At 57.8% G+C, this 13,169-nt stretch carries 15 protein-coding genes and 1 tRNA gene; 8 read left to right on the top strand and 8 right to left on the bottom strand.

What is annotated here, in order from left to right; translation table 11 throughout:
* Positions 1-19: 19 nt before the first annotated feature.
* The 5 genes from ACTHV6_RS11025 to ACTHV6_RS11005 form a co-directional block, all read right to left on the bottom strand.
* Positions 20-379: a type II toxin-antitoxin system PemK/MazF family toxin gene (locus tag ACTHV6_RS11025; RefSeq protein ID WP_441387605.1), complete on the bottom strand. Its 360-nt coding sequence runs from the start codon at positions 377-379 to the stop codon at positions 20-22.
* Positions 372-602 (bottom strand): CopG family transcriptional regulator, encoded by a 231-nt coding sequence (locus tag ACTHV6_RS11020; RefSeq protein WP_441387604.1) that lies wholly within the window; start codon positions 600-602, stop codon positions 372-374. Before ACTHV6_RS11020 ends, ACTHV6_RS11025 begins: the two co-directional genes overlap by 8 nt.
* Before the next feature lie 193 nt (positions 603-795).
* Complete coding sequence (locus tag ACTHV6_RS11015; RefSeq protein ID WP_441387602.1) at positions 796-1,779, bottom strand: ribose-phosphate diphosphokinase; 984 nt, start codon at positions 1,777-1,779, stop codon at positions 796-798.
* A gap of 22 nt (positions 1,780-1,801) precedes the next feature.
* Positions 1,802-2,815: an NTP transferase domain-containing protein gene (locus tag ACTHV6_RS11010; RefSeq protein ID WP_441387601.1), complete on the bottom strand. Its 1,014-nt coding sequence runs from the start codon at positions 2,813-2,815 to the stop codon at positions 1,802-1,804.
* Between the two features lie 30 nt (positions 2,816-2,845).
* Positions 2,846-2,916: transfer RNA gene (locus tag ACTHV6_RS11005), tRNA-Gln, on the bottom strand.
* 194 nt (positions 2,917-3,110) lie between these two features.
* Here ACTHV6_RS11005 and ACTHV6_RS11000 point away from each other — a divergent pair.
* Positions 3,111-3,674: a DUF2165 family protein gene (locus ACTHV6_RS11000; protein ID WP_441387599.1), complete on the top strand. Its 564-nt coding sequence runs from the start codon at positions 3,111-3,113 to the stop codon at positions 3,672-3,674.
* 512 nt (positions 3,675-4,186) lie between these two features.
* Here the strand turns inward: ACTHV6_RS11000 and ACTHV6_RS10995 are convergent.
* Entirely contained in the window at positions 4,187-4,648 is a 462-nt protein-coding gene (locus ACTHV6_RS10995; RefSeq protein ID WP_441387597.1) for a hypothetical protein, read from the bottom strand.
* A 333-nt stretch (positions 4,649-4,981) separates the two neighbouring features.
* Here ACTHV6_RS10995 and ACTHV6_RS10990 point away from each other — a divergent pair, with 333 nt between their 5' ends.
* The 3 genes from ACTHV6_RS10990 (at position 4,982) to ACTHV6_RS10980 (ending at position 7,931) form a co-directional block, all read left to right on the top strand.
* Positions 4,982-5,632 carry a TetR/AcrR family transcriptional regulator gene (locus tag ACTHV6_RS10990; RefSeq protein ID WP_441387595.1) on the top strand — a complete coding sequence of 217 codons (651 nt, stop codon included), beginning with the start codon at positions 4,982-4,984 and terminating at the stop codon, positions 5,630-5,632.
* Positions 5,633-5,703: 71 nt separating this feature from the next.
* Entirely contained in the window at positions 5,704-6,726 is a 1,023-nt protein-coding gene (locus tag ACTHV6_RS10985; protein ID WP_441387594.1) for an ABC transporter ATP-binding protein, read from the top strand.
* A gap of 2 nt (positions 6,727-6,728) precedes the next feature.
* A complete protein-coding gene (locus tag ACTHV6_RS10980) occupies positions 6,729-7,931 on the top strand; it encodes an ABC transporter permease (RefSeq protein ID WP_441387592.1) in 1,203 nt (400 codons plus the stop codon).
* 83 nt (positions 7,932-8,014) lie between these two features.
* Here the strand turns inward: ACTHV6_RS10980 and ACTHV6_RS10975 are convergent, their stop codons facing one another.
* On the bottom strand, positions 8,015-8,527 hold the full coding sequence (locus ACTHV6_RS10975) for a MarR family winged helix-turn-helix transcriptional regulator (RefSeq protein ID WP_441387591.1): 513 nt from the start codon (positions 8,525-8,527) through the stop codon (positions 8,015-8,017).
* 127 nt (positions 8,528-8,654) lie between these two features.
* Here ACTHV6_RS10975 and ACTHV6_RS10970 point away from each other — a divergent pair, with 127 nt between their 5' ends.
* Entirely contained in the window at positions 8,655-10,058 is a 1,404-nt protein-coding gene (locus ACTHV6_RS10970) for an isochorismate synthase (protein ID WP_441387590.1), read from the top strand.
* A gap of 30 nt (positions 10,059-10,088) precedes the next feature.
* Here the strand turns inward: ACTHV6_RS10970 and ACTHV6_RS10965 are convergent, their stop codons facing one another.
* The gene (locus ACTHV6_RS10965; protein ID WP_441387589.1) at positions 10,089-11,189 is read right to left on the bottom strand and encodes an ATP-binding protein; all 1,101 of its coding nucleotides are present in this window, start codon (positions 11,187-11,189) and stop codon (positions 10,089-10,091) included.
* A gap of 283 nt (positions 11,190-11,472) precedes the next feature.
* On the opposite strand from ACTHV6_RS10965, the gene ACTHV6_RS10960 reads away from it, so the two are divergent.
* The 3 genes from ACTHV6_RS10960 to ACTHV6_RS10950 form a co-directional block, all read left to right on the top strand.
* Entirely contained in the window at positions 11,473-11,733 is a 261-nt protein-coding gene (locus ACTHV6_RS10960; RefSeq protein ID WP_441387587.1) for a hypothetical protein, read from the top strand.
* A gap of 10 nt (positions 11,734-11,743) precedes the next feature.
* Positions 11,744-12,145 carry a PIN domain-containing protein gene (locus tag ACTHV6_RS10955; RefSeq protein ID WP_441387585.1) on the top strand — a complete coding sequence of 134 codons (402 nt, stop codon included), beginning with the start codon at positions 11,744-11,746 and terminating at the stop codon, positions 12,143-12,145.
* Positions 12,146-12,823: 678 nt separating this feature from the next.
* On the top strand, positions 12,824-13,169 hold a 346-nt coding region (locus ACTHV6_RS10950; protein ID WP_441387583.1), incomplete at its 3' end, for a hypothetical protein.

Below are 13,169 nucleotides of genomic sequence, written 5' to 3'. Positions count from 1 at the left end.
AGCTCACCAATCAAGGTATCTAGCCACCATGTTTTCTTGGCAATGCTAGGAAATCTCTCAACCAACCATCGACCTCACGCATGGTAGCCGCATTCACTACGCCGATACGACGCCCAAGGCGATCTCGGGTCACTGTTCGCGGTTGTTCCGTCATGGCAAAGGTCGGCTCAGCAAGGCCGACGTGCGGACCTTGCAACTGAACGTGATTGGGCCATCCCCGGTTGACCGTGGTGGCAGGGACCACGATCGCTAACGTATCTGCCTGTTCTAGATACAGATCGCTGGCGATAACAAGAACTGGACGCCGCCCCGCCTGTTCGCGCCCGCGGACTGGATCCAGCTCGGCCCATACAACCTCTCCACGATGGAGGTTACTCATCAGGGGATCCGTCGCTAAGCGTCACATCCCACTCATGAAACTCATCCCAATAGGCCTCGTCAGCGCCTCGGATCGCCGCACCGAAAGCTTCCATACGTTGACGCCGAACATAATCGTCCAGCATTACCTCGATCAAGCTGGCTGCCGTGGTCCCACGAGCTCGTGCCTCGTGATTAATTCTGTCCCGCAGCTCAGCCGACACTTTCACTGTTGTAGCAGACATGAGATCACACTACCGCATGGTATACCAATCCGGATACCGCAAGTTTTCAGACCATAGAAGGGGGGTCAGCTCGGATTACGAGGGTGCCCCGCATATTCCAGACCGACTGCGCTATTACGAGCTATAAACAAGAAACTGACGCACAATCCAAAACACAGCGGTCCAAACCACAACAGCCCAAACCCCAGCAGGTCTAACCAGCATCCCCATCAAAGATTTCGGCCACGGAATCGTCCTCAAACACGGCGTCAATGGCCTTGGCCAGAACTGGCGCGATGGGGAGGATGGTCAGTTCGGGGAAGCGCTTGGCATCCTCGATGGGAAGTGTGTCAGTAACAACCAGTTCGCGAAGCCCGGAGGCTTGCAGGCGTTGTACGGCGGGATCCGAAAGGACGCCGTGTGTTGCCGCAACAATCACGTCCTTCGCACCAGCTTCTAGGACAACGCGTACGGCGCCGCAGATGGTTCCGGCGGTATCGATGAGATCGTCAACAATCACGGCGGTGCGCCCGGCAACGTCACCAACAACGCGGTTGGATGTGGCCTGATTGGGGCGCGTGATGTCGCGGGTCTTGTGGACGAACGCCAGTGGCACCCCGCCTAGGCGGTTGCCCCACTGCTCGGCCACCTTGATACGCCCGGCATCTGGTGAAACCACAACGGTTTGGTCAGGATCTACCTTGGTTTTCACGTATTCCACAAGCGTTGGCATCGCCCACAAGTGGTCCACCGGGCCGTCGAAAAAGCCCTGCGCCTGCGCCGCGTGCAGATCCACGCTCATGATGCGATCAGCGCCGGCCGTCTTGAACAGGTCCGCCACAAGGCGGGCAGAGATCGGCTCGCGCCCCTGGTGCTTCTTATCTTGGCGGGCGTAGGGATAGTACGGTGTGACGGCAGTAATCCGCTTGGCAGATGCGCGCTTGGCAGCATCGATCATGATGAGCTGTTCCATGATCCATTTATTGATGGGCGCTGGGTGGGACTGAAGGATGAACACATCGGCACCGCGGATCGATTCCTCGAACCGCACGTAGATCTCCGAGTTCGCGAAATCGTAGGCGGAAACGGGAAGCAGATCGATGCCGAGCTCCTCCGCCACCTGCTCAGCGAGCTCAGGATGCGCCCGCCCAGTTACCAGCTTGAGTCGCTTATCGTTGGATACTTGCATCCCGGTCATGGAAGCTCCCTACTTCTACCTTCTACCGCTTTGCGATCGAATAAGGCGGGACCGTAGTTCCCGCTGGAATGTGCGCCCCGGTTGCCACCACATGACAGGCAACCGATCCTTCATCTACCGTTGTATCAGTGTATTGGCCCGGCCCCACAATTGCTCCAGATGCTAGACGCGTCCGGCCATCCAAAATCGTTCCCGGAAGTATGCGACAATCCGCTTCAATTTCCACATCCACATCGATGTAGGTTGTGGCAGGATCAACGATGCTCACACCACTGACCATCCACTTGTGAACGATCCGCCGGTTCATTTCAGTGCGCAAAGTCGCCAGCTGGGCAAGATCATTGCATCCCTCAACCAGCCACGAATCGCCCAGCACGAGATCGCCAACACCTGCCCCGGAACGCGAAGCCAACTCCACGATGTCCGTCAGGTACATCTCGCCCTGAGCATTCGCGGCACCGAGATTGCCAAGATTCTCACGCAGGAAGGCGGCATCGAATGCGTAGGTGGACGTGTTGATTTCATGGATTTTGCGCTGCTCGGCAGTCGCGTCCGTGTGTTCCACCACGCCGCAGATCGCCCCGGATTCGTCGCGCAGAATCCGCCCGTACCCGGTTGAGTCCGGAACGTTCGTGGTCAGCACAGTCACGGCGTTTGACCCCAGATGGTTCACGAGTTCCGCGAGCGTTTCGGTGTTGAGCAGCGGCGTATCGCCAGCCATCACCACAACCGGGCCCTCCAGATCCGCGGGAAGCTCCTCAAGTCCGCACCAGACGGCACGCCCGGTCCCTTTGATTTCGTCTTGATCGGCAATGATGACGTTCGGATCAACGTCGAGGGCATGTTCGGCTACTCGATCACGTTGATGACGGACGACGACGGCGACCTGCTCCGGGTCCAACCCACGCGCCGCGTGAATCGCATGGCCCAGCAGGGTGCGCCCACACATTTCGTGAAGAACTTTCGGGGTTGCCGATTTCATTCGCGTGCCAGCGCCGGCGGCTAGAACGATGACTGCGGCTGGGCGTTGCTCCACGGCAGATCCTCTCCATCCGAGATCATCCAGCTCCGCCTCCAGGACTCGAACCTGGACTAAGGGTTCCAAAGACCCGTGTGCTGCCATTACACCAAGGCGGATTGTGAACGGAACGATTCTAACGGGAGATCGCTCGCGAGCATAATTCTCGATCAACGTGTGGGCTGTTACACGTGCCAACATTCCTAAACTTGAATGGTTCAAGTTATGACCGAAAACTGTTACGCTCTGCCCGTCGGATCGTTCTGTGGCCGTGGGACAAAGGTGCCCACTAGAACGATTCGGGGAGTGTGATATGAGGAAAGACATCATTACTACCACCAAAACTATTCGTTACGCGAAGGCACTCTTGGTGGCAACAGTTGGCCTATTTGCCCTGTTGGTAGTTTTCGGAAACGTAACGGACTACAACACGAACTTCCAATTCGTTCAGCACGTCCTCGCGATGGATTCGCGCCGGCCAGATCTTGGGCTGACCATCGAGTACCGGGCCATTCCTTGGGAATGGGCATGGCATGCCGCCTACATTGGCGTCATCTTGCTTGAGACGTTCATCATGTGTGCATGCTTGTTCGGTGCCTACAAGATGGCTCGTACGGCAAGCAAGAGCGATGCTGATTTCTACGCGTCCAAGAAGTGGGGATCGCTCGGATGCGTAGCCGCACTAGTGCTTTGGTTCCTTGGATTCCAAGCTGTGGGTGGCGAATGGTTCGGCATGTGGATGAACGAATCGTGGAACGGTATTCCCGATGCGGTCCGTCTGTGCACCTATATCGCAACCGTCCTGATCATTACGTGGATTGGGGGCGACCGTTTCGATAAGGCACCCAAGGACGAATCGGTCCCAGAAGCCAAGTAGCAATCACGCGCGGCGCCCTCACGAGTACCTCGAAGGGGTAGGTACTCGTGCGGGCGCTTCGCTTGTTCTAATCGTCAATGTCTCAATAGAAAGCAGCTCAATGTCAGCTAGGGAACTTAGCTCACCTTGTTACCGGGAACCGAGGCTCTAGAGTCATCGAATTCTTGGTCGCGTCCATCCGTCTGTCGCTCCTGCAATCTGTCCACGTCACACCTGTTCACCGTCGTCAACCAGCGAATGCCCACAGCCGCGAATGCGGTCGCAACGCTGATAATCAAATAACCTGTACCACGCTGAACTCGCTCTATCACTAATCTCAAAAGCTCTGGGTCTGAATCAGGATCATTCAGGAACCCTCCCGCGGTACCTACCCAGTTGATAGCTGCGATCAAACAACCAATCGAAATCAGGCACAGCACCGGGAAGATGGCAGAAAATATCTTCCGTAAGACCGTCAAGGGAATCACCTTATCATTTTGATTTCACTCAATTATGGGTCTATTACTCTATTTCTAGGGAACAATACTGTGGCACTGTTCTCCCACAAACACGCCATTCGAGAACAACCGCACACACTGAACCCCTCTTTTCGCAGTGAAAGGCGCATAGGAGTTCTTGACCCAACCGGAATTAATTGTACATTTCGAATAAACGCCGGTGCTGTTAGTCTTATATATCTTCTTGCCATAGCGATTTTGGAAATCAAAACGATAGTTACACACCGTTGCCCCAGTTGTCTCGATCCTTGCCTCCTCAGTGTTCACTTTCAACTTCGTCCCTTTAATATTGTGCCGAAGAATCATCTTTGGAATTCCGATCGGTACACCATTCACGTTGATCGTGAAGCCTCCGATTGGCTCGCCACCGTTAGCGTCTAAGGGTTCTACACCCTCTGCGGTTTCGTCGGAAGGCGGAACGTAGTCCCAGCGAGTGGGATCGATGGATTGAGTTGTGCCACCCACAATCGTCGTCATCTCGGACTCCGTCTCTGAAGTGCTCGACGCATCTGATTCAGCGCCCGGGGGAGCTGTCGCTAGAGAGCATGCCAAAAAAAACTCCGCTCACGAAAGCAATAGATTTCTTGAATACTCGCATACTTGTTTCCTCCAATAGTTCCTAAATTTCAAAAGTAGAGCGAAACGGACGAAACTACGTGTTCGCGCAGATCAGTCCGAGATACACTTCCGTAAAACTAACGGTACCTATGGAATGTGATGTTCGCCATCACATTTTCTAAGTCAGACCGCTTACAAACCAACAACACCGAACCCGTGCCCAGCCTTTGCCCGGCTGACATAATGGAGGGTATGAATACGCCTCCTGTTGATGGATCTCCCAAGCGCGTGCGGATGTCGCGTGCTCAGCGCCGCGAGCAACTGATCGGAATCGCCCGCGAGCTTTTCGGGGCGCGCGGTTACGACGCCGTTTCGATCGAGGAAATCGCCTCAGCCTCCAACGTGTCCAAGCCCGTTGTGTACGAGCATTTTGGAGGTAAGGAGGGGCTGTATCAAGTGATCGTTGATCGCGAGGTCACGCACCTATCCGATATGTTGAGCGCCCAGATGCGCCCGGGCCTCCATCCACGGGACATGCTGGAACGTATCGTGCTCTCTCTTCTGGACTACATCGAATCGAATGCGGACGGCTTCCGCCTGCTCTCGCACCAATCCCCCGCCGCAGTTTCCGGTGGAACGTTCACCACCGTCATGGCTGACGTTGCCGAACAGGTAGCCGAATTGCTGGCTCCCGTGCTGGAGGAGCAGGGACTGGACCCCCGAACATCTCCGATCTACGGCCAGCTTCTAGCAGGAGCCATCGCACGGATCGGCCAATGGTGGGTAGATGAGCAGGAGCCATCCAAGGAAGTCACAGCCGCCCATGTGGTCAATCTTCTGTGGCTCGGCCTGCGATCGATGGAACGCAATCCCCGGATCGCCAGCCGCGACGTAACCGAGTAACGCTCCAGCTTCACCGCCCGTTACGGACATTTCGCAAACTCGTGACCAATGCCCTGTACTCTGGTAGGTTCGTGGCCGAACAGACAGGGGAATCCATGCTTGAGATCCGTCAGTTAAACAAGACCTTCGGGAGCCTGAAGGCACTCGACAACTTGAGTTTCCATGTGAATCCGGGAGAGATCTTCGGTTTCGTGGGATCCAACGGTGCCGGAAAAACTACGGCGATGCGCATCATGATGGGTGTGATGGCCGCCGAATCGGGCGAGGTGGAGTGGAACGGCACGCCTTTAGACTTTGCCACGCGCCGGCGTATCGGCTACATGCCATCCGAACGCGGGCTCTACCCGCGTATGCAGGTTGGGCCACAGCTGGAGTATCTGGCGCGGCTCCACGGTCTAGACAAGGCTGCAGCCCGCGAAAACACGGACAAGTGGGCCGAACGGCTGGGGATCGCATGGCGCCGTGATGACAATGTTCAGAAGCTCTCGCTAGGTAATCAGCAGCGCGTGCAACTAGCTTCAGCACTCGTCCACAATCCTGACCTCCTGATTCTGGACGAACCATTCTCCGGGCTGGACCCCACGGCTGTGGAGGTGATGAGCAACGTTCTTCAAGAGAAGGCGGCCACGGGCGCGCCCGTCATTTTCTCCTCCCATCAGTTGGACCTTGTGGAGCGCCTGAGCGAACGCGTGGGCATCATTTCCCAAGGCTCGATGGTTGCCGAGGGTACCGTGGACGAACTTCGCACCACCGATGCCGAACAATTCGCTGCCGCCGTAGGCCTTTCTCAGGCCGATGCGGCTGCGGCGCTCCAGCCGCTCAGGATCTCGCTGGAACCCGATCCTCTGGCGGGCACGGCGGAGGCTCCCGCCCGCGATGGCGTCACCCGCTTCGTCTTCACGCCGCCACATGGGGTCAGTGATCAAGATGTGCTCCGAACCCTCATGGCCGCCGGCCCCGTGCACGAGTTTGCGCCGCGCCGCCCACACCTCTCCGAACTCTTCAACAACGTGGTAGTCACGCCTGACGAGGAACCGGATAAGACGGAGGAACCCAAAAAGCGGGGATGGTTCGGCCGGAAGAAGGGAGCCTAAGCATGCTAGGACTGGTTGTTAAACGCGAATTCACCACGCTGCTCGGTACACGATCCATGCGGATTTCCACCGCCGTGATCGTGGCGCTGCTCCTCATCGCAGGAATCGTTGGGCGATTCCTGTTGGACGATGGCGATGAAACTCCCGATCCCAGCGCGGACCTCTACACCGTTGGTATCACCACCGAGGCGGCACCGCTTGGCGAATTCCTTTCGGACACCCCAGGCGTTGAGCTGGAGGACATCGGGGAAACGGATCCCGAAACCGCCTACAACGAAGAAGATGCCAATTTTGAGGCGATTGTTTCGGGCGATCCTGCATCTCCCACCATCTCCTCCGGCAATTCAGACAGCCCCGTCCGCGACCTAGTGGTTGTTGCCACGGCCAAGTACATTACAAGCGAAGATCCCGGCGCCAGCCCTGAACTGGTGGCGAGCCTCGATTCGCTGCTCACTATTCAGCACGTAGACGTCTCGGAAGACGCCATCAGCGCGAACCCCATCGGCTACGCGGTGGGTATGGCGGCCATCATGATTCTCTTCCTCATGACCATCATGGGCATCTCGGTGCTGTCTGCCGGCGTTGTTGAAGAAAAATCGAGCCGAGTCGTGGAAATCCTGCTGACTACCGTGCGCCCGCGCACCCTGCTCATGGGCAAGATCCTCGGCATTGGCTCCGGCATGCTCGTTATTCTCCTGTTGTATTTGCTGGGGATGCTCGGCGGGCTTGCTATCGCGGGGCTACTCGAGGATATTGGCAACCTATTCACCGCGTTCGGAGCCCTCGGTATCTGGGGTTATGTACCCATGATGCTCGTGTGGATCATTTTGGGATACTTCACCTTCGCGTCTATCACCGGCGGGCTGTCCGCCACGGTATCGCGCCAAGAGGATGTGGGTGCCGTTCAGACCCCCATCATCTTCCTGCAGATCATCCCGCTTTACGTTGCGATGTATCTTGTGCCCTACCAGCCCGATGCGACCCTCACGAAGGTGCTGTCTTATATCCCGGCCTTCTCGCCTTACCTCATGCCGATGCGCGCGGCCGTTGGAGGCGTGGAAGTGTGGGAGCAGGTGCTGGCCATTGGTCTCACGGTGATCGCCATCCCGCTTCTTGGCATGCTTGCGGGCAAGATCTACGAACGCTCCATCCTCCACGTGGGCGAGCGCGTCAAGCTCACGTCCGTGTTCAAGAAAGCCGCTTAATGCAAGATTCTGCGTCCTGAGTACGGATTATTTTCGACGACGGGACGCTCCGTACGTACGCAAGGTTCCGTCGTCGTCGTTAATCAGCCCTCGCGCTCGAAGTGTGCGAGAAGCTGGCGAAGCAAATCGGCCAATTCTCGCTGGTCCTGCGCCGCCATATCTTCTAGCTTGCGCTGCTCGGCCTCCAGCAAATCGGCCATCGCGGCGTCCACAAGCTCAACGCCACGCGCGGTGGCTTGAACGTGGACGACCCGCCGATCGTTGGGGTCCGGATGGCGCTCGGCATAACCGTGCGTCACCATGCGGTCAATGCGGTTGGTGACCGTGCCGGAGGAGACGAGAGTCTCCTGAACTAGGCGGCCAGCGGTGAGGCGGTAGGGTTCGCCCTGACGGCGCAGGGCCGCGAGCATCTCGAATTCCCAGGATTCGATGCCGTACTTCGAGAAGGCTTGGCGCCGCATCCGATCGATATGACGATCCAGCCGAAGCAGGCGCGAAAACACGGAAAGCGGCTCCGGATCAAAATCCGTCCGCTCCCGCCCCCAAGCTGCAACGATGCCATCAACTTCGTCGCGTACTCCATCCGAATTGCGCATGACCCAAGATTACTTGATGTGAAGATAAATTCCTTCAGGTGGGGCGACGGTGCCTTTTCCACCCGTTGCGGTTAGGATATGTGGGCAGCCGGTCAGGGAGTAGCCGCCGATCAAGGAGTACAGGTCATTGTCCACAAGGTCCATGGGGTCCGCACGGTCCACGCGTCAGGGGAGCCGCTCCTCTCTTATCGTTGATGTTCAGCTGTTCCATGGCGCCCCGGCCAATCTTCTGGACGTTGTTCCCGAGCCTGCGGGGCTGCTGGCGTGGCTCGGCTCTGACATGGAGATTGTGGGCTGGGGCGAGGCGGCCAGAATCGATGCCGTGGGCGAACACGCCATGCGCGAGGCGTCGCGGATGTGGGCCGGGCTTGCCGATGCGGCCACCGTGAACAATTCTTCTGGGTATTCGTGGGCAGAGCGCGCCCCGTTCGCCATCGCATCCTTTGGTTTTGCCGAGGGGACGCCCGGCTTCGTGGCCGTTCCCGAGATCGCGGTGGTGCGCCGTGGTGGCGAGGCTGTGGTTGTGACGGCGCGGGTTGCGGGTGTGCCCCGGGGTCCGGTGCCGTCGATCGAACCTGTGGTGCCCGGGGACCCGGCGTCGCCCATGGACTCGGCCTCGCCCATCAAACCCGCAGCGCCCGCGGACCCGGCCTCGCCAGCGGAACTATTTCTTACGAAAGAACCCGTTACTTCACCGGGCGGCCTGCGAACGGCTCCGGGCAGGATGACGCAGAGCAGGTGGCGGGCGTCGTTGGATCAGCTCATCGAGGAGCTTAAGGCCGGTGCAGCGTCGAAGGTTGTGCTGTCGCGCGATATTCTGGTTACCTCCGAGTCTCCGATCGATGAGCGTTTTCTTGCTCAACAACTACGGGATCGCTACGGCTCCACGTGGGTGTTTGCGGCAGACGGACTCATTGGCGCCACTCCCGAAATGCTGGCCGCCGCCGATTCCGGGAAGGTGCGTTCGCGCGTCTTGGCTGGCACCGCATCACCGGGGGCAGGTCAGGAGCTGCTCGATTCGGTGAAGAATCGCAACGAGCACCACTTTGCCGTGGAATCTGTGGCTCGTGCGCTCGCGCCTCTGGCGAACGAATTGGATGTGCCGGCCGAGCCGTTCCTTCTCGAACTTCCCAACGTGGTTCATCTTGCCACCGATGTGACCGCCACGATCTCCCGCGGGAGTGCGCTCGATATCGCCGATGCCCTTCACCCCACCGCCGCCGTTTGTGGCACCCCAACCATGCTGGCCGCAGACCTCCTCAAAAAGCTCGAAGGCACCCAGCGTGGCCGCTACTCTGGCCCCGTCGGCTGGATCGATCGCGCCGGCTCGGGCGAATTTGGGATCGCTCTACGCTGCGGGCAATTGGCCGAGGATCGGCGCTCTATTCGCTTGTTTGCTGGTGGAGGCATCATGCCGGATTCCATCCCCAGCGTTGAACTAGCCGAAACCAGCGCCAAAATGCGCCCCATGCTCGAAGCACTGGGCGTAGACGATTCGGCTACTGCGGATCTCACTGGGGCTCAGCTCTAGGGCGGTATCGATGATGCCGCTACGGGTGCTTTAGGCCTTCCGGAGATGCTCGCGCAAACCGGGAATCGCAAAATCGATGAGACCGCGACCGGCTGGTTGCGCCAAACCGGCGTCGATGAGCCGTGCACGGTAGTTGCTCACAGTGTTTTTCTTATCGCCTAACCGTTGGCCAATATCCGCGGTAGAAGATGCTCCATCGTCCTTCGCCATAGCGCGAAGAAAATCGAGATCCTTGGGCGAAGCCGTGGATAGCGCCGCATCTATTACCATGCGAGCGTTGCGCTGGTGGGCGGAGGCTAACGCCATCTCAACGCCATCCGCAGTCAAGGAAGCATCGCTGGCCTCTGCTAGTTGCCATACATGGTAGCCAACTAGTTGAATCAGGAACGGATATCCTCCCGTCGATTCCGCGGCACGCCTGATGAGTGCAATGTCTAGCGGGTGGTCGAGGCTAGCAAACGTGTGGCGGTAGGAGGCCTCCACTTCATCGATAGAAGCCGCATGTAAATCAATCCGATCGGCACGGCGAAGGAACGTTGCAACACCTTCATTGAGCAGATCAGACACTGCCGCAGGCAGTCCCGCGAAAACCAAAGCAATGGGAAGGTTTCCGCGGATAAAATGCTGAACGGAAGCAGCCAACTGGGCCAGTTCATTTCGATCCGCGCCTTGTATCTCATCGAGAGTAATCAACACACCTGTTTTCTGTTCGTCCACGAGGTGAAGTAGCTGTTCGCCGAGCTCGCGCAATCCGGTCTGTTGCTCCGGCGCGAGTTGTGTACTGATGGAAAAGCCAGCCGCGCTGATTCCGGTGATTCTCCGTGACGCCGTACCGCCGTCGATTTCATTAGCCGCAGACCGCATCGACTCGCCGATCCGCCCAAGAAGGCCGCGCGTTGCCGTCTCTGATATCACAACCCAGCCTTGTAACCGCGCCATGTTCTCCGCCTCGCCGAGCATGACTGTCTTCCCCACGCCCCTCGCTCCAGTAAAGATAGTCAGTAGCCCAGGTGCCCCTGAGCGGATTGCAAGACCGTAATTGAACTCGTCCAGCATCCCTCGACGGCCGATCAACTGTGGGGGCTCAGCACCTGCAGATGGACGAAATGGATTCAACGTGTCAGCGGTCATCGCTTCCCCTTTATGAACTGCTATGCACTATGTGTACTCTTGTGTACTTAGTGTACTCCTGTGTACTCGGTGTACTCATGTGTACTTAGAGTACGACTACGCACGTTGTGCATACTTGGGCAATTCGTCCGCAGCCGGAATACTCTGTTCTCTTCTCAGCCATCTGCCCTCGCCGGCGTAGAAATTCCTTACGCGAAGAAGGGTCCCGCGCATGGATGTTAAGGCGCAGTTGCAACGAACGCGGCTCTGGTTGCGCTGATCACAACTCGGCCTTAGCAGCGTCATGCCCAATTCCATCCCCAGCGTTGAACTAGCCGAAACCAGCGCCAAAATGCGCCCCATGCTCGAAGCGCTGCGGCAGGCTCGTGTGCGAGCCACTGCTGGTGGAACGAGTGTGAACGCCTTAGTTCGGGATTTTATTGAAGACTACGCGAGCGGAATAGACCTCCAGCGAACGGCGCGTCAGCGGATCATTGAGTTGGCTCATGAATCCACAGCCTCTAGCGGAGGTAGGACGTGGACCCGCGGGGACCTGTATGACTGACAGACAGTTCGTGGACACCAACGTTCTTGTCTACGCATTCGATACAAGCGTCTCCTCTGCAACAAAACGTGCCCGATCACCCGACATTCTGAATGACGATTCCCGAGATCTCGTGGTATCTCCGCAAGTCCTCGGCGAGTTCTACGTAACAGTAACCCGGAACCTCGCAACTCCGCTGGGAGCTCAACAAGCCGCCGAAGTGGTGAACAATCTTGGGAACCTGCGAATGGCGCCGCTTGATTATGATCTGGTATGCGAGGCGATCGAGACAGTCCACTCCGCGCAATTGTCATATTGGGATTCGCTGATCGTTTGCGCCGCGAAACGCGCGCGCTGCTCCCGGGTACTGACAGAAGACCTCAACACCGGAGCGCCGATCCTCGGCGCGCGAGTCGAGAATCCGTATCAGTAGAACTGAGCGACCGAACGCTCGATTCGCATGTGGATTGAGACCTCCGACCCTCGGACCAGAATTGGCCAACTAAAGCCTGATCTGCTCGATACCATCTCTGGGCGACCGATCAACTGCGGGGACTCAGTGCCAGCGGCCCACGAACGGACTGTGACGTCAGCTCTTTCCTAAACCATACCGATCTGCATGGTTGGCTGGCCGGGGATCTTGAAGCGGTTGCTCTCGCACTACACAGCCGCTTCCACCAAAACAGACCACTTCACGTAGCGTTCGGCTAGGGTCGGCCGACCGCTAGTCGGTCAATCGTTCTCTGCCTGACTCCGTACCTTGGCATTTTTCTCTTCTCTGCGTTGTGGTTGCAGCTGCGTAGCTCGTGGTGTCCCCAGAATCAGGCCTGTGGATGGGCGCGGAAACATGTGGGAGGGCGCCGATAGGCTGGATGGTATAGAACAATCGTTTGAATCTGGATAGTTCTACCAGCCTAGGCGCTTGCCTTGATCGGAATGTGTGGGAGGGGTCTTCTAGACTGGAGGTAGTAGAACAAAGGTTTGGAAAACAGGATGATGTGGACGTTCCCGTATAGACGGGATCTCAACCATTGCAACGGAAAGTAGACAGGGGGTGGAGAGCGTGGAACTAGAGGGCACGGTGGCGGGTCGTGATATCAAGACGGCTGCCATGGACAAAATTCGCCGCGGGATCACATTGTTGAGCGCCGGAGCCAACGATCTGCCTGTCGCTAGCCTGAACCTAGCTGAAAGTGTGGACCTGATCGGGAACCTCAAAACCCTCGGTCTGACACTGGATGGGTTGACGATGGCCGCGACCGGGCATGTCACCGCGTTGCAAGCCGCCCGGAGGAAGGCCCAAGAAGACGCCGTATCACCCGATTCACCAAAGGTGCCGGGTTCTTCGTCTGGTGTGGGGCCGTTGCCGGGCCCTGATCGGACGATGTATGACCTGATTGCCAACAGCGGTAAGTCGTCTCGTAAGCAGGCTGGTGCCGAAATCTCACTCGCGAATC

The sequence above is a fragment of the Ancrocorticia sp. genome, assembly GCF_052089425.1.
GTDB lineage: Bacteria > Actinomycetota > Actinomycetes > Actinomycetales > Actinomycetaceae > Ancrocorticia.
The sequence above is the reverse complement of the archived record's forward strand: the minus strand, read 5'-3'. Positions and strand labels throughout refer to the sequence as shown.

Bases quoted from the DNA above. Each gene is read 5' to 3' on its own strand.
- ACTHV6_RS11020 (WP_441387604.1), bottom strand. From the start codon at position 602: ATGTCTGCTACAACAGTGAAAGTGTCGGCTGAGCTGCGGGACAGAATT.
- ACTHV6_RS10975 (WP_441387591.1), bottom strand. From the start codon at position 8,527: ATGCGCAATTCGGATGGAGTACGCGACGAAGTTGATGGCATCGTTGCA.
- ACTHV6_RS10995 (WP_441387597.1), bottom strand. From the start codon at position 4,648: ATGACGACGATTGTGGGTGGCACAACTCAATCCATCGATCCCACTCGC.
- ACTHV6_RS11015 (WP_441387602.1), bottom strand. From the start codon at position 1,779: ATGACCGGGATGCAAGTATCCAACGATAAGCGACTCAAGCTGGTAACT.
- ACTHV6_RS10960 (WP_441387587.1), top strand. From the start codon at position 11,473: ATGCCCAATTCCATCCCCAGCGTTGAACTAGCCGAAACCAGCGCCAAA.
- ACTHV6_RS10980 (WP_441387592.1), top strand. From the start codon at position 6,729: ATGCTAGGACTGGTTGTTAAACGCGAATTCACCACGCTGCTCGGTACA.
- ACTHV6_RS11000 (WP_441387599.1), top strand. From the start codon at position 3,111: ATGAGGAAAGACATCATTACTACCACCAAAACTATTCGTTACGCGAAG.
- ACTHV6_RS10990 (WP_441387595.1), top strand. From the start codon at position 4,982: ATGAATACGCCTCCTGTTGATGGATCTCCCAAGCGCGTGCGGATGTCG.
- ACTHV6_RS11025 (WP_441387605.1), bottom strand. From the start codon at position 379: ATGAGTAACCTCCATCGTGGAGAGGTTGTATGGGCCGAGCTGGATCCA.
- ACTHV6_RS10965 (WP_441387589.1), bottom strand. From the start codon at position 11,189: ATGACCGCTGACACGTTGAATCCATTTCGTCCATCTGCAGGTGCTGAG.